At 61.6% G+C, this 13,621-nt stretch carries 15 protein-coding genes and 2 pseudogenes; 16 read left to right on the plus strand and 1 reads right to left on the minus strand.

Annotated elements, in window-relative coordinates; translation table 11 throughout:
- Positions 1 to 206: 206 nt before the first annotated feature.
- The 16 genes and pseudogenes from C8K63_RS18405 to C8K63_RS18480 form a co-directional block, all read left to right on the plus strand.
- Positions 207 to 485: pseudogene (locus tag C8K63_RS18405) on the plus strand (hypothetical protein); the annotation flags it as partial.
- 42 nt (positions 486 to 527) lie between these two features.
- On the plus strand, positions 528 to 1,184 hold the full coding sequence (locus C8K63_RS18410) for an SCO family protein (protein ID WP_108217999.1): 657 nt from the start codon (positions 528 to 530) through the stop codon (positions 1,182 to 1,184).
- Positions 1,185 to 1,186: 2 nt separating this feature from the next.
- A pseudogene (locus C8K63_RS18415) lies at positions 1,187 to 1,489 on the plus strand (SCO family protein); the annotation flags it as partial.
- A gap of 9 nt (positions 1,490 to 1,498) precedes the next feature.
- The gene (locus tag C8K63_RS18420; RefSeq protein ID WP_108218000.1) at positions 1,499 to 2,782 is read left to right on the plus strand and encodes an ABC transporter substrate-binding protein; all 1,284 of its coding nucleotides are present in this window, start codon (positions 1,499 to 1,501) and stop codon (positions 2,780 to 2,782) included.
- Positions 2,783 to 2,795: 13 nt separating this feature from the next.
- The gene (locus C8K63_RS30370) at positions 2,796 to 2,948 is read left to right on the plus strand and encodes a hypothetical protein (RefSeq protein WP_158273956.1); all 153 of its coding nucleotides are present in this window, start codon (positions 2,796 to 2,798) and stop codon (positions 2,946 to 2,948) included.
- Between the two features lie 222 nt (positions 2,949 to 3,170).
- Positions 3,171 to 3,704 carry a response regulator gene (locus C8K63_RS18425; RefSeq protein ID WP_108218001.1) on the plus strand — a complete coding sequence of 178 codons (534 nt, stop codon included), beginning with the start codon at positions 3,171 to 3,173 and terminating at the stop codon, positions 3,702 to 3,704.
- An 83-nt stretch (positions 3,705 to 3,787) separates the two neighbouring features.
- Positions 3,788 to 5,494 carry a GspE/PulE family protein gene (locus C8K63_RS18430; RefSeq protein ID WP_108218002.1) on the plus strand — a complete coding sequence of 569 codons (1,707 nt, stop codon included), beginning with the start codon at positions 3,788 to 3,790 and terminating at the stop codon, positions 5,492 to 5,494.
- Positions 5,475 to 6,278 carry a hypothetical protein gene (locus C8K63_RS18435; protein WP_108218003.1) on the plus strand — a complete coding sequence of 268 codons (804 nt, stop codon included), beginning with the start codon at positions 5,475 to 5,477 and terminating at the stop codon, positions 6,276 to 6,278. The genes C8K63_RS18430 and C8K63_RS18435 overlap by 20 nt, the downstream gene beginning before the upstream one ends.
- Position 6,279: 1 nt before the next feature.
- Positions 6,280 to 6,825, plus strand: a complete 546-nt coding sequence (locus tag C8K63_RS18440; RefSeq protein WP_108218004.1) for a PilN domain-containing protein — start codon at positions 6,280 to 6,282, stop codon at positions 6,823 to 6,825.
- Positions 6,812 to 7,360 (plus strand): pilus assembly protein PilO, encoded by a 549-nt coding sequence (locus tag C8K63_RS18445; RefSeq protein ID WP_108218005.1) that lies wholly within the window; start codon positions 6,812 to 6,814, stop codon positions 7,358 to 7,360. Before C8K63_RS18440 ends, C8K63_RS18445 begins: the two co-directional genes overlap by 14 nt.
- Positions 7,360 to 7,878 (plus strand): hypothetical protein, encoded by a 519-nt coding sequence (locus tag C8K63_RS18450; protein WP_108218006.1) that lies wholly within the window; start codon positions 7,360 to 7,362, stop codon positions 7,876 to 7,878. The genes C8K63_RS18445 and C8K63_RS18450 overlap by 1 nt, the downstream gene beginning before the upstream one ends.
- Entirely contained in the window at positions 7,875 to 9,701 is a 1,827-nt protein-coding gene (locus C8K63_RS18455; protein WP_108218007.1) for a secretin N-terminal domain-containing protein, read from the plus strand. The genes C8K63_RS18450 and C8K63_RS18455 overlap by 4 nt, the downstream gene beginning before the upstream one ends.
- Before the next feature lie 2 nt (positions 9,702 to 9,703).
- On the plus strand, positions 9,704 to 10,177 hold the full coding sequence (locus tag C8K63_RS18460; protein WP_108218008.1) for a type II secretion system protein: 474 nt from the start codon (positions 9,704 to 9,706) through the stop codon (positions 10,175 to 10,177).
- A 4-nt stretch (positions 10,178 to 10,181) separates the two neighbouring features.
- Positions 10,182 to 10,556: a type II secretion system protein gene (locus C8K63_RS18465; RefSeq protein ID WP_108218009.1), complete on the plus strand. Its 375-nt coding sequence runs from the start codon at positions 10,182 to 10,184 to the stop codon at positions 10,554 to 10,556.
- Positions 10,531 to 11,070 (plus strand): type II secretion system protein, encoded by a 540-nt coding sequence (locus tag C8K63_RS18470; RefSeq protein ID WP_108218010.1) that lies wholly within the window; start codon positions 10,531 to 10,533, stop codon positions 11,068 to 11,070. The genes C8K63_RS18465 and C8K63_RS18470 overlap by 26 nt, the downstream gene beginning before the upstream one ends.
- Before the next feature lie 637 nt (positions 11,071 to 11,707).
- On the plus strand, positions 11,708 to 12,034 hold the full coding sequence (locus tag C8K63_RS18480) for a DUF6124 family protein (RefSeq protein WP_108218011.1): 327 nt from the start codon (positions 11,708 to 11,710) through the stop codon (positions 12,032 to 12,034).
- A gap of 132 nt (positions 12,035 to 12,166) precedes the next feature.
- Here C8K63_RS18480 and ppnN read toward each other — a convergent pair whose 3' ends face one another.
- Entirely contained in the window at positions 12,167 to 13,540 is a 1,374-nt protein-coding gene (ppnN, locus tag C8K63_RS18485; RefSeq protein WP_108218012.1) for a nucleotide 5'-monophosphate nucleosidase PpnN, read from the minus strand.
- Between the last annotated feature and the right edge of the window lie 81 nt (positions 13,541 to 13,621).

A 13,621-nucleotide genomic window follows, 5' to 3' on the forward strand; every position in this document is an offset into this window, starting at 1 on the left:
GATTGCTCCGGACAATTTATCGAGAAGAGTTCCCCGATAACCCGCAGGGAGGCCCGAGTCCAGGATCGGCATATCCCACGCTTCATCCTTGATCAATTTGCTGCGGGCGGCTGCCGGCGATTGCCTGACCATCAATCTGCAGAACCCGCAGACCTCCCACAAGGGTTGGGCAAGGCAGGAACAGATCGATAAAGAGGATTGTTGTTATGGACAGGACCACCACATTCGCTGGCAGCGCGGTGATTCTCGGGATGGCCTTGATCGGGTTCGGGGTATGGCGGACCGCGCCCCCGACTGCGCTCAACGAAATCACCTTGCCCGATACCTGGAGCGACCGGACGCTGGAACGTGACGGGATTTCGGTGGCCCTCGATGTAAAGCCACTGGCCAAGGACGGCGTACTGCGTGAGGGCGGCATTGCCGACGTGCAATTTCGAGTGACGGACAAAGCCTCCGGTCAACCCTTGTCTGGCGTCGCGCCGGGTGTTCGGGGCATTCCCGGCGATACCCACTGAGAGGAAGCTGACATGAACCGATTCGCGCATCGCGGCCTGCTGACGTTCGGCCTGTTGGCCTTCGGTATCGGCCAGGCGCTGGCTCACTCGTCGGACGAGCACACCGGGCAGGACATGGCGGCCAAAAAGGCCAGCCCGGAGACCGCCCGGATCAAGTTTGCCGACGTGACCCTGCTGGACCAGAACGGCAATGTCGTCAGCCTGGAAAAAGACCTGGTGAGCAACAAGATCGTGGTCATGGGCTTCATCTACACCAGCTGCACTACGGTCTGCCCGGTGGTGTCCTCGATCATGGGCAAGGTGCAGAAACAGTTGGGCGCGCGGGTTGGCACCGAGGTGCAACTGGTGTCGATCAGCATCGACCCGCAGCGTGATGATCCCCAACGCCTGAACGACTACGCCCGCACCTTCCAGCAGGGGCCGGGCTGGAGCTGGCTGACCGGTTCGCCGCAGTCGGTCACTGTCACCCTCATGGGCCTGGGCGCTTATAGCGGTGACATCGAGAACCACTCGCCGCTGATTCTGGTAGGGGATGGCAACAACCGTTTCTGGACCCGCTACTACGGTTACACCGACCCGACGGAGCTGGCCCGGGCCGTCGAGAAACTCAGTGGTGAACGCAACGCCCACGCCAAGCACACCGCCATCGCCATGGAGCATCAGCCATGAGAGGCATCACCTTTATTTCCCTTACCAGTGATCCGCTGCGGGACACCCCGGCGGAACTCAAGGCTTACACCTTGAAACAGGGCGTCGATGAGCCCCACTGGTTTTTTCTTACCGGCGACGAGGCGCAAATGGACCTTGTCTTGGGTCGCATCGGCCAGATCGTGCCGACCCCTGAGCAACACTCCACCCAGTCGATCGTCGGTGACGTGGCGAACAAGCGCTGGAGTAAAATCCGTCTCGATGCTCCGGCAGCCGCCATTGCCCAACGCTTGCAGTGGCTGACAATGCCCGTGGCCGGTCGCTGAGCCACGGCCATGAATACTGCCCTCGTCCTTGGCCTGCTGCTTTTGGGCAGCATCGCGCTCGGTGCCCAGGCGCTGCCGCTGAGTCTCAGCGAAAGTGCCGGCAAGCGGTTGTACCGCGAAGGCGTGTCCGCCAGCGGTGAGCCGAACATGGCCCGGGTCGGCGCATCGAACAGGGTGCTGCCGGCCAAGCGCCTGGCCGAAGACCGCGATCCGGGCCTGACCCCCGACAGTCTGTACCTGGGCACGTTGTTGCCGGCCACCGGGCCATTGAGCGAGGAGGGCGCCACGGTGGCGGCGGTGCTTAAGGGCTGCGTGGCGCGTATCAACGAGGCGGGCGGAATTCATGGCCGGCAGTTGCGCCTGACCATCCTCGACCCCGGTACCGACCGCGCCAGTGCTGAAAAGGCGCTGGACCGGCTGATCGACGAAGAACAGGTATTTGCCCTGATCGCACCGCTGGCACCGGCATTGGACGTGGACCTTGCCGTGCGTCTGGAGCGGGCCGGCATCCCCCTGATCGGGCCGCTGTCCTTGCAGGGCACGCCCCACACCAGCCGGCAGATATTCGAACCGCTGCCGGGGCTTCGCGAGCAATTGATCGCCCTGGCCGAGTACGCCGGTGCCAGCCTGCGGGTGCTGCAGGGGCCGACGCTGATCGCCTATCCGGACGACTCCGGCCAACGGCTGGCGGCGCAGGAGCTCAGCCAGTACTTGCAGGGGCACGCCTGGCAACAGGTGCGGCTGCAAGCCTACGACCCGACCAGGGATGATTTGCCCTTGGGCTCGCGCTCGGTATTTTACCTGGGCAGCGGCAGCGACTTCAGTCGTCTGGCCGAGCGCTTGCAAACGGCGGGGCAGGTGCCTTACCTGTTCGCCGCCTCGAACCAGGTGGCGGGCAATCTGATGCAGGTGCCTGAGGGATTTTCCCGGCGGGTGTTCCTGGCCTATCCGTTCGTGCCCAGCGACTGGACCCTGGCCGGGCGCCAGGCCCTGACCCGGTTACGCGAACACCAGGGCCTCGGCGGCCAGCACACAGTGCTGCAAGTGGGCGCGTTCAGCTCGATGATGCTGCTCAGCGAAGGCATGAAGCAGGCCGGGCGGGATGCCAGCCGCGAGAAACTGGTCAGTGCCCTGGAGGGCCTGCATGACTTCGATACCGGGCTGACGCCACTGATCAGCTTTGGTCCTGGCCGACGCCAGGGCTTGAGCGGTGCCCATATCGTCACGGTGGATCTGCCGGGCCAGCGTTTCTATCTGGTCGCCCCCTATAAACCCGTTGCTGCAACGCCCTGACCGGAGGCCGATCATGAAGTACAACAGTTTGCTGGTCCTGCTGCCGCTGTGGCTGCCCGGTGCAGACACTTCCACTGTCGAAGCCGCGCGACTACGCTTAACCGGGACGAATTCATTGGCGCCATTGCGCTCGCGCAATCGAATCGAGCGAATTGACGATGAATAGGGGATTTCCCCAACATTGGGGAAAAAACGACAATGCCAATCCGGTCGCTTTCCCCATTTTTGGGGGATGGAATGGCTGTACAAGAAGGCATTGTCTTTGAATTCAAGGGCATGAAGACCTGAAATAACCGGTGTCCAGCCTGGCGTGAAGTGTGCATAAGCCCTGTCAAGGCGTGCACTCAGCCAGGTTCAAACCCGGACCTGAGGTTTCAAGGAGTCCACCTTGTTAAACAAAGTACTGGTTGTTGATGACGAACAGTTGCTGGCGGAAAACCTCCAGGGTTACCTGCAGGCGCAGGCACTGGAAGTCCGGATTGCCCACGACGGTGCGCAAGGAATCGCTGAAGCCGACGATTTCGCACCCGATGTGATGGTGTTCGATTACCGCTTGCCTGACATGGAAGGTTTTCAGGTGCTCGATTCCGTTCGCCAGAACAGGATATGTCATTTTGTGCTGATCACAGGGCATCCCACCGCAGAAGTCTGCGAGCGGGCCCGGCTAATGGGAGTCAGCCATATCCTGTTCAAACCCTTTCCATTGGTGGAATTGGCCCGTGCAGTGCTTGATCTTCTGGGCAGGCGGCGCGACCCCAAATCGGGTGTGAGCACTTGCAAAGGATTCGTCGAACGACGCCAGAGCAAGACCGAAAGTTTCCCGCTGCAGTTGTACGACGGTAGTTGGGTGCTTGCAGATCGCCGAAAAAGTGCATCGGCCTCCATGGCACCAGACGACGAACAATTGCTCACCGGGGAGTAGTGGCGCGACAGGACGTTCCGGCCCCCGCCGAAATGGCTCGCCGCGCCGACAGGGCTCAAAGCCCCGGGCGTTGGAGAGCAGCCATGGACCGTCTATCCCTTGCAGTAGAACCGGCGCAACCGGAATGCGTACCGACTCGCTTCACCAGTGAACAACTGGCCCAGGCCCGGGCCCTGGCGACCAGTTCCGGCGAGCGCATGCTCGATGCCCTCGCCGCGTTGAGTGAACTGGCTCCCATGCCCTTCATCCAGTGCCTGGGCATCACCTTGCATTATCCGGTGCTCGACACCGACAGCCTGTTCAAATCCACGCCGGTGTTCGACCGGGTGACCCTGGCCCAATGCCTCAAGCGCGAATTCATCCTGCTGCGTCATAACGATGCGGTCATCGGTGTGTTCGCCGACCCCTTCGACAGTGCGCGTCTGGCCTGGATCGATGAATGCCTGCAAGGCGCGCCGCTGTACCTGGTGCATGCCGATGACCTGAAGGCCTACCTGGCGCGTCACGAAGAAAGCTTCCATGCGGTGGAGTCGCTCAACGCCCAGAGCGACGTCGGCGCAGAAATCGATAACCTGCAAAGCCTGTCCCTGACCAGCATCAGCGAAGATTCCAGCGTGGTGGTCAAACTGGTCAACTCGACCCTGTACGACGCGCTGAAAATGCACGCCAGCGACATCCACCTCGGCACCACCGGCAGCGGTCTGGTCATCAAGTACCGGATCGACGGCGTGCTCAACAACATCAGCAAGATCCAGGGCAACGAGTTCGCCGAGCAGGTGATTTCCCGGGTCAAGATCATGGCCGAACTGGACATCGGCGAAAAACGCGTGCCTCAGGATGGCCGCTTCAAGATCGGCATCAGTGGCCGGCAGATCGACTTCCGGGTGTCGATCATGCCGAGCATTTTCGGCGAAGACGCAGTGCTGCGGGTGCTCGACAAACAAGACCTCGCCGACAAGGTCTGTGGCGTGCAATTGCAGGCCCTGGGTTTTGAAGAAGAAACCCTGCGCCAGCTGCGCCGGCTGGCCGCCGAACCCTATGGCATGGTGCTGGTGACCGGGCCTACCGGTAGCGGCAAGACCACCACCCTGTACGCGATGATCACCGAGATCAACCACGGCGTGGACAAGATCATCACCATCGAAGACCCGGTGGAGTATCAACTGCCGGGCGTGCTGCAAATCCCCGTCAACGAGAAGAAAGGCCTGACGTTCGCCCGGGGTCTGCGCTCGATCCTGCGCCATGACCCGGACAAGATCATGGTCGGTGAAATCCGTGACCCGGATACCGCACAGATCGCTGTGCAATCGGCGCTCACCGGTCACCTGGTGTTCACCACCATCCACGCCAACAACGTGTTCGACGTGATCGGCCGTTTCACCCAGATGGAAATCGATCCCTACAGCCTGGTCTCGGCACTCAATGCCGTGCTGGCCCAGCGGTTGATCCGCCTGGTCTGCACCAGTTGCAGCAGCCCTTACAGCCCGACAGAAGAAGAGCTGGAGGTCTCGGGGCTTGATCGACAAAAGGTCGCTCATTACCGGTTCGTCCACGGCAAGGGCTGCGGGCATTGCCGGGGCACCGGTTATCGCGGGCGTAGCGCGATTGCCGAGCTGCTGCACCTGGACGACGAACTGCGGCAAATGATCGTCGAGCGCCAACCCATTTCGAAAATCAAGGCCCATGCCTGTAAACGTGGCTTGCGCCTGTTGCGCGAGTCGGCGCTGGAGATGGTGGAACAAGGCCGAACCACGCTCGAGGAGATCAATCGTGTCACTTTTGTCTCGTGAGCGATTCGTCGCCGTGCTCGGCGCCAGCGGTGTTGGCCTGGGGCAACGGCAAGGCAGTGCAATCCGTTGGCTGGGCAGCGTCGGCTACATCGACGAAGGCTTCCAGGCCTGGACGGTGGCGCTCGACACCCTCGACCATTTGCTGGCCGATCACACCGTTGCCAGGGCGGAACTGACCGTGCTGATCTCCGGGCACTTCAGCCGCTATTGCCTGGTGCCCTGGAGTGAGCAGATCAGCAGCCCGGCCGAATTGCTCGGCTTCGCCCAACTGTGTTTCGAAGACCTCTACGGTGCCCCGACGCAACCCTGGAGCCTGGTGCTCTCGCCTGAGCCCGCCGGTTACGACCGCATCGCCACCGCGCTGCCCCAGGACTTGCTCGAACGCCTGCGCACCCTGGTCAGCGCGCGCGGATTGCGCCTGCGTTCGGTGCAGCCGTACCTGATGGCGGCGTTCAACCATTTCGATAAAAGCTTTGAGGCCGGTGACTTCCTGTTCGTGGTCGCCGAACCGGTACGCAGCGTGTTGCTGCTGGCCCGGGAAGGGCGCTGGACCTCGGTGCGTTCGGTGGGCAGCAGCGACAGCGATGCCGCGCTGACTGCGCTGATCGGCCGTGAAAACCAGTTGCAGGCTTGCTCGAGCGAACGACCGTTGAATGTCTACCTGCATGCACCGGCGCGCATCGATTCGCCTCCCTACGTGCCCGGTGTGCATCTGCGCAACCTCGAAGAAGACCGGACAGCCGTACGCGATTGCCTGTACGTCATGTCTCGGGCGGTGGCCTGACATGCGCCCCCTGATGCTCGACTTCCAGCCGCGGCGCCGTTCAGGTCCCTTGGGCTGGAGCCTGCTGGCCGGTGGCGTGGTGCTGACCCTGACTTGCGCCTTGGTGCAACAGCATCTGAGCAACGAGGCCGAACAACAGCAAGGCCACCTGCAAACCACACAGCGGGTGCTCACCGGCGATACCGGCAGCAAGCTCAGCCTGACCCCGGCGCAAATCCGCGAGCAGGCGCAGAACCTGGCCGAAATGCGCAAGGTCTCCCAGCAGTTGCGCCGTCCCTGGGAACGTTTGTTCGCCACCCTAGAAGCCATGCCGCGGGACAACATTGCCCTGCTGACCCTGACCCCGGACGCCCGCAAAGGCCAGGTACGGATAAGCGCCGAGGCGCTGGACCTGGACGCCATGCTCGATTTCCACCGCCGTCTCGAAGCCAGCGACGAGTTGTCAGACGTGTCGCTGCTGAGCCACGAAATTGTCGCCAACGTGCCGGAACACCCGGTGCAGTTCAACCTGTCGGCTACCTGGGAGATCGGCGATGCAAATCCATAAATTGATCGTCCACGAATACCTGCAAGGCCTGGGCGTTCCGGGGCTGGCAGGGCTGGCCATGCTGGTGTTGGCGCTGAGCTATGGCCTGGTCGGGTTGCTGCCGGACTGGGAGTCGCTGCAAAGCCTCAGCCAGCAGACTCGCGAGGCTACCGAGTATCTGGCCAAGGTCGAAGACGGCACCGTGGCGGCACCGGTGGTGCCGCAGCGTCAGCTCGACGATTTCCGCAGCAAGTTGCCGTCCCAGCCTCAGGCCACCGTGGCCATCGACAAGATCTATGCCCTGGCTGCCCAGGAACGCATCACCTTGTCCCGGGGTGAATATTCCCTGGGCGTGGACCCCAAGACACACCTGGCCCGTTATCAGATTCTGCTGCCGGTACGTGGCAGCTATCCGCAACTGCGGCGTTTCCTGCATGCCTTGCTCGGCCAGCTGCCGGCGGTGGTACTGGAGGATGTGGAGTTTCAGCGCAAGAAAATCGCCGATACCGAACTGACCGGGCGGATCCGCATGACCCTTTACCTGTCGAGGTCATGATGAATACCAAGCGAGTGGTGGGTTGGGTGGCGTTCTTCGCTGTAGCGGCAGCGCTGGCCTGGTTCCCCGAATACTTCAAACAGGCTGACGACAGTGACCCTGTGGTGACCACCGTGGCCACGCCAGCCAAGGACAAGGCCCCTGGCGCATCGGCGGCTGCATCGAGCGCCGCGGCACAAGTGCCGATCAAGGACCTGAGCCCGGCAGGCGATTTGTTCGCCGCCCGCAGCTGGAAAGCGGAGCCGGCCCCTGGCACCGTCACTGAACAACCGGCCGTCGTGGCTCCGGTGGTGCAAAGCCCCACTGCACCGCCGTTGCCCTTCCAGTTTGTCGGCAGGCTGGATGACCGTTCCGATCTGCAGGTTTTTTTGCAGAACGGCGAAAAAATCTACGTCGTGCGCAAAGGGGATGTGATCGACAAAACCTGGCGGATCGAGCGGATTTCCGATGTGGAACTGAGCCTGGTTTACCTGCCTCTGCATGTATCGCAGACCTTGCCTGTGGGGAGTACGGAATGAACAAATCCCGTTTGCTGATGAGCCTGTGTCTCTGTGCAGGGCTGGCCGCGTGCAGTTCGGCAGAGATTGCCAAGGACGAAGCTTCCACCCTGATGGAATCCGGCCAATACGAAGCCGGTCTGGCTCGCATCGAACAGGGATTGCGTGAAAACCCTCGCGATACCGATTTGCACATGGCTCTCAACAGCGGACGGGCCCTCGCCGTGAAGGCGTTGCTGGCCCAGGCCGACATGGACCGCGCCCAGCGTAATTTCGCCGGGGCCCGCATGACTTACAGTCGGGTCTTGAACATTGAACCGAACAACCGCCGTGCCCAGGACTCCCTGCGCCAACTCGACTACCTGCGCAGCATGGACGAGAAACTCGAACTGGCCCGTGGCGACCTGCGTCGCGGTGACATCTACGGTGCCGACCGCCAGGTCAAACAGATTCTCGAACTGGACCCGAAGAACGACGGAGCCCTGGAACTGCAAGACAGCATCCGCCTGGTGCAGAGCCGCAACGTGGTGCAGTACCCGCAGCTGCGCACGCGTCTGGACCGGCCGGTGACCCTGGAATTTCGCGACGCCAACCTCAAAACCATTTTCGAAGTGCTGTCCCAGGTCGCCGGCCTGAACTTCATCTTCGACAAGGACCTGCGCCCGGACATGAAAGCCACGATCTTCGTGCGTGAGGTCCGTATCGAAGACGCCGTGGAGCTGTTGCTGCAACAGAACCAGCTGCATCAGAAAGTGGTGAATGAAAACACCTTGCTGATCTACCCGGACTCGCCACAGAAGATCAAGGATTATCAGGAGTTGGTGATGCGCACCTTCTACCTGACCAGCATCGATGCCAACACGGCGTTGAACATGATCAAGACCATGCTCAAGACCCGCGACGTGTTCGTTGACGAGCGCCTCAACACCCTGACCATGCGCGATACCGGTGACGCGGTGCGCATGGCGGAAAAGCTCCTGCAATCCCAGGATCAGTCCAATCCGGAAGTGGTGCTGGAAGTGGAAGTGATGGAAGTCGCCCGCCAACGCATTCTCGACCTTGGCCTGCAATGGCCCAACACCTTCGGTGTGGTCAACACCGACGGCTCGCCAGTGACCATTCTCGATCAACTCAAAGGCATCAACTCCGGCCGGATTACCATCTCGCCGTCGCCGCAGGCCCAGATCAACGCCCAGGACAAAGACGTCAACACCCTCGCCAGCCCGGTGATCCGGGTGAGTAACCGCGAGCAGGCGCGTATCCATATCGGTCAGCGCGTGCCAATCATCAGCGCCACCTCGGTGCCTTCGACCCAGGGTCCGGTGATCACCGAAAGCGTGACTTACCTCGACGTCGGTCTCAAGCTCGAAGTGCAACCCATCGTGCACCTGAACAACGAAGTGGCGATCAAGATCGCGCTGGAAGTCAGTAACGCCACGCCGCTGACGCCGACCGCTCAGGGCACCGTTCCGGTCCAGGTCGATACCCGCAACGCCCAGACCACCTTGCGTCTGCATGACGGCGAAACCCAGATCCTCGCCGGGCTGGTGCGCAACGACCACGGCGCCACCGGCAACAAGATCCCAGGCCTGGGCGACATTCCCGGCCTGGGTCGCCTGTTCGGCAGCAACAAGGACGATGTCAGCAAGTCCGAACTGGTGCTGTCGATCACCCCGCGGATCGTGCGCAACCTGCCGTACCAGAGCCCATCGGACATGGAATTCCCGACCGGTACCGAAACCAGCATGCACATCCAGGCACCGGACCGTTCGATGAGCACGACGGTTCAGACCGGCCCGATGAGCCCACCGATCGCCACCACCGTTACTGTTGGGAAGCCTTGATCATGAACGCCTCACATCGCGGTTTCAGCCTGATCGAAGTCGTGGTGACGCTCGCCCTGGTCAGCCTGCTGGCCGGCATGGCCGCACCGCTGACCGAGACGGTGGTGCGCCGGGGCAAAGAGCAGGAACTGCGGACTGCGCTGTACCAGATCCGCGATGGCATCGATGCTTACAAACGCGCCTTCGACGCCGGCTACATTGAGAAGTCGCTCGACAGCAACGGCTACCCGCCGAACCTGAAAGTGCTAGTCGAGGGTGTGCGTGACGTGCGCAGCGCCAAGGGTGCCAAGTTCTACTTCCTGCGGCGTATCCCCCATGACCCGCTGGCACCCGTCAAGCGTGACGACGAGGGCGGCTGGGGCCTGCGTTCCTATGACAGTTCCGCTGAGAACCCGCGGGAGGGCCAGGACGTCTTTGACGTTTACTCCAAGGTCCGGGGCAAGGGTCTCAACGGTATCGCCTACCGAGAGTGGTGAGCCTATGCGTCGGCCAAAGGGTTTTACCCTCATTGAACTGATGGTGGTCTTGGCAATCATCGCGACCCTGATGACGATCGCCTTGCCACGCTACTTCAACAGCCTGGAGACCTCCAAAGAGACCACCTTGCACCAGAGTCTGTCGACCATGCGCGAGGCGCTGGATCACTACTATGGAGACACCGGGCATTATCCCGATTCCATCGAACAGCTGGTCGAACTGCGCTACCTGCGAAGCCAGCCGCTGGACCCGATTTCCGAGCGCAAGGACACCTGGGTCATCGTCGCGCCACCGGATGGCGTGGCGGGCGGGGTTGCCGATATCAAGAGTGGGGCCAGCGGGAGGGCGCGAGATGGCAGCCTTTATTCCGAGTGGTAGGCCATCGGGTCAGGATGGCTTTACCTACCTGGGTGTGCTGTTTCTGATCGTCGTGATGGGCCTGGGCCTGGCCAGTGCCGGCGAGTTGTGGGCTACCGCTGCGCGCCGCGATCGCGAAAACCAGTTGCTCTGGGTCGGTACGCAATATGCCCAGGCGCTACGCAGCTATTACCGCAGTTCGCCCGGTGTGGCCCAGTACCCGAAAGAACTGGCGGACCTGTTGCAGGACGAGCGTTTTCCGGAGGCCAGGCACCATATCCGGCGGTTGTACCCGGAGCCGATGACAGGTGGCGAATGGGAGCTGATACGCGGTATCGACGGACGGATCAGCGGTGTGTACTGCCCGTCCACAGAGAAGCCGCTCAAGCAGGTGAATTTTCCCAGCGAGTGGTCGGACTTCAACGGCATGGCCAGCTACAAGGACTGGCAGTTCGTGGCCGAGAAAGTCTCCCTCGAAGATACCGCCGGGCCGCCGAAAGACCCGTCCACCTCGCCTCAGGCATTGCAGCCTTGAACCGCCTTCGCGAGCGTGCTCGCGAAGGCGGCCTGGCAGCCGACACATTTCCGCCAGATGTACCTGGTCCAATTGTAGGAGCGAGCCTGCTCGCGATGACGGCCTGACAGCCGACGAATAGTCCTCTGGCTCACACCACCAATGTGGCGAGGGAGCTTGCTCCCGCTCGGCTGCGCAGCAGTCGCAAATCCATTCAACGAGGTCTGTCTGACAAACCGCATTGTCTGATTTCGGGGCCGCTTCGCAGCCCAGCGGGAGCAAGCTCCCTCGCCACATTGGTGGATGACAGATAGGGCTGTAGGACCAGGAGTGAGGCTACACCGCCTTGCGTCGTTGCCTACAACTACGCCAGAATCCGCCGGCTTGTGGGCCTTGGACCCTGACTCTATCGTTGCCGGGTCGCTGCAAATTCAGCGATCGGGTTTCGCAGCCCAGGTTAATCAAGGCGCTCAGCGCCACCGTTTCCTTGCAGTTGGCGCTTTTTGTTCGCCCACTGCTTTGTGTTATGGCGGCTGTGCGCGGGAGGCTTTCGGGTCTGCCGGGTTCCTTGATTCCCGGTCTGCGAACCTGCGTATGGCTGCCACCTTCTTCGTTTCGCAGCGAATCGTGGCGGCTCCATCAATCAAGGAGTTTCGTCATGGTCAAACCCACACCCAATCCCCCCGAATCAGAAGCCGAAAGCACGACCCACCGCACTTCCAGACTCCATCTAAACCCCGCCATCCTGAAAAACAACGCACCGCACAATCCCAGCACGATGTTCACCATCGCACCCGGTATCGATACCGAAAGTTTATTGGCCCACGCCTGCGAATCGCTGGCCTCAGCAAGCGTCATGGCCAGCGATTTCGCAACATTCCTGGACGGCCCGCAGCGCAGCATGTTGTTGGGTATCCAGCAGGTGATCATGCTGGCCGACCTGGCAGTCAACCGCGCACTGGATAACGTTGCCCCACTGGATTAACCGCTGAGCTTTTGTGGCGAGGGGGCTTGTCGGACCGCCGCACCGCCACAGGAATTCGTGTTTGTCAGGATGTGGTGATCCATTGTGGTGAGAGGGCAAGCTCCCCTCACCACAGCGTGTGGACCAGATTGGCTACGCCACCACCCGATAACACGGCACATACGCCGCCCCACCCGGCAGTTTCATGCGGTGCTGGGCGACGAAGGCTTTGAGCAGCAGGTCCAGCGGCTGCATGATCGCCGCGTCGCCACGGATCTGGTACGGCCCGTGCTCTTCGATCAGGCGGATACCCTTGTCCTTGACGTTGCCGGCGACGATGCCGGAGAACGCGCGGCGCAGGTTGGCCGCCAGTTCGTGGGACGGCAGGTCGAGGCTCAGCTTCAGGTTGGCCATGTTTTCGTGGGTCGGGTCGAACGGGCGCTGGAAGCCTTCGTCGATTTTCAACAGCCAGTTGAAGTGAAACGCGTCGTTGCGCTCGCGGCGGAACTGTTTGACCGCCTTGAGGCCCTGGGTCATCTGGCGCGCCACTTCGGCCGGGTCATCGATGATGATCTGGTAGAGCCGCTTGGCGGCGTCGCCCAGGGTCGCACCGACGAACGCGTCCAGTTGTTCCAGGTACGGTGCGGCGTGTTTCGGCCCGGTGAGGATGACCGGGAAAGGCAGGCCTTCATTGCCCGGGTGCATCAGGATACCCAGCAGGTACAGGAACTCTTCGGCCGTACCGGCGCCGCCCGGGAAGATGATGATGCCGTGGCCGACGCGGACGAAGGCTTCCAGGCGTTTTTCGATGTCCGGCAGGATCACCAGCTCGTTGACGATCGGGTTCGGCGCTTCGGCGGCGATGATTCCGGGTTCGGTCAGGCCCAGATAGCGGCCGCCGTGGATGCGTTGCTTGGCGTGGGCGATGGTCGCGCCTTTCATCGGGCCTTTCATCACGCCGGGGCCGCAACCGGTGCAGATGTCCAGGCTGCGCAGGCCCAGTTCATGGCCGACTTTCTTGGTGTATTTGTATTCTTCGGTGTTGATCGAGTGCCCGCCCCAGCACACCACGATCTTCGGCTCGACGCCGGGACGCAGGGTGCGGGCGTTGCGCAGCAGGTGGAAGACGTAGTCACTGATGCCCTGGGAGTTGCTCAAGTCGATGCGTTGGCTGTCGAGTTCGTTTTCGGTGTAGACGATGTCACGCAGGGCGCTGAACAGCATTTCCCGGGTGCTGGCGATCATTTCGCCGTCAACGAAGGCGTCGGCCGGAGCGTTCAGCAGTTCCAGGCGTACGCCGCGGTCCTGCTGGTGAATGCGGATCTCAAAATCTTTATAGGCTTCAAGAATGGTCTTGGCGTTGTCGACATGGGCGCCAGTGTTGAGGATGGCCAGGGCGCACTGGCGGAAGAGGGTGTAGGTGCTGCCGGAACCGGCTTCGCTCAATTGCTGGACTTCCCGTTGCGAGAGCGTTTCCAGGCTGCCTTTGGGGCTGACGGAGGCGTCGATAACTTGGCGTTGGGTCATTCAATGATCCTTAAAACGATGTCATTCACACAGCAACCACGAATGGCATCCGAATGATGTGTATTCATGAAAGAAGATGGC

Source organism: Pseudomonas sp. GV085 (assembly GCF_003050925.1).
Lineage (GTDB): Bacteria > Pseudomonadota > Gammaproteobacteria > Pseudomonadales > Pseudomonadaceae > Aquipseudomonas.

What these genes read in the sequence shown, in the direction of transcription:
- C8K63_RS30370 (WP_158273956.1), top strand. Translation starts at nt 2,796, where the DNA reads ATGAAGTACAACAGTTTGCTGGTCCTGCTGCCGCTGTGGCTGCCCGGT.
- C8K63_RS18465 (WP_108218009.1), top strand. Translation starts at nt 10,182, where the DNA reads ATGCGTCGGCCAAAGGGTTTTACCCTCATTGAACTGATGGTGGTCTTG.
- C8K63_RS18470 (WP_108218010.1), top strand. Translation starts at nt 10,531, where the DNA reads ATGGCAGCCTTTATTCCGAGTGGTAGGCCATCGGGTCAGGATGGCTTT.
- C8K63_RS18410 (WP_108217999.1), top strand. Translation starts at nt 528, where the DNA reads ATGAACCGATTCGCGCATCGCGGCCTGCTGACGTTCGGCCTGTTGGCC.
- C8K63_RS18455 (WP_108218007.1), top strand. Translation starts at nt 7,875, where the DNA reads ATGAACAAATCCCGTTTGCTGATGAGCCTGTGTCTCTGTGCAGGGCTG.
- C8K63_RS18450 (WP_108218006.1), top strand. Translation starts at nt 7,360, where the DNA reads ATGAATACCAAGCGAGTGGTGGGTTGGGTGGCGTTCTTCGCTGTAGCG.
- C8K63_RS18440 (WP_108218004.1), top strand. Translation starts at nt 6,280, where the DNA reads ATGCGCCCCCTGATGCTCGACTTCCAGCCGCGGCGCCGTTCAGGTCCC.
- C8K63_RS18420 (WP_108218000.1), top strand. Translation starts at nt 1,499, where the DNA reads ATGAATACTGCCCTCGTCCTTGGCCTGCTGCTTTTGGGCAGCATCGCG.
- C8K63_RS18460 (WP_108218008.1), top strand. Translation starts at nt 9,704, where the DNA reads ATGAACGCCTCACATCGCGGTTTCAGCCTGATCGAAGTCGTGGTGACG.
- C8K63_RS18430 (WP_108218002.1), top strand. Translation starts at nt 3,788, where the DNA reads ATGGACCGTCTATCCCTTGCAGTAGAACCGGCGCAACCGGAATGCGTA.
- ppnN (WP_108218012.1), bottom strand. Translation starts at nt 13,540, where the DNA reads ATGACCCAACGCCAAGTTATCGACGCCTCCGTCAGCCCCAAAGGCAGC.
- C8K63_RS18480 (WP_108218011.1), top strand. Translation starts at nt 11,708, where the DNA reads ATGGTCAAACCCACACCCAATCCCCCCGAATCAGAAGCCGAAAGCACG.
- C8K63_RS18445 (WP_108218005.1), top strand. Translation starts at nt 6,812, where the DNA reads ATGCAAATCCATAAATTGATCGTCCACGAATACCTGCAAGGCCTGGGC.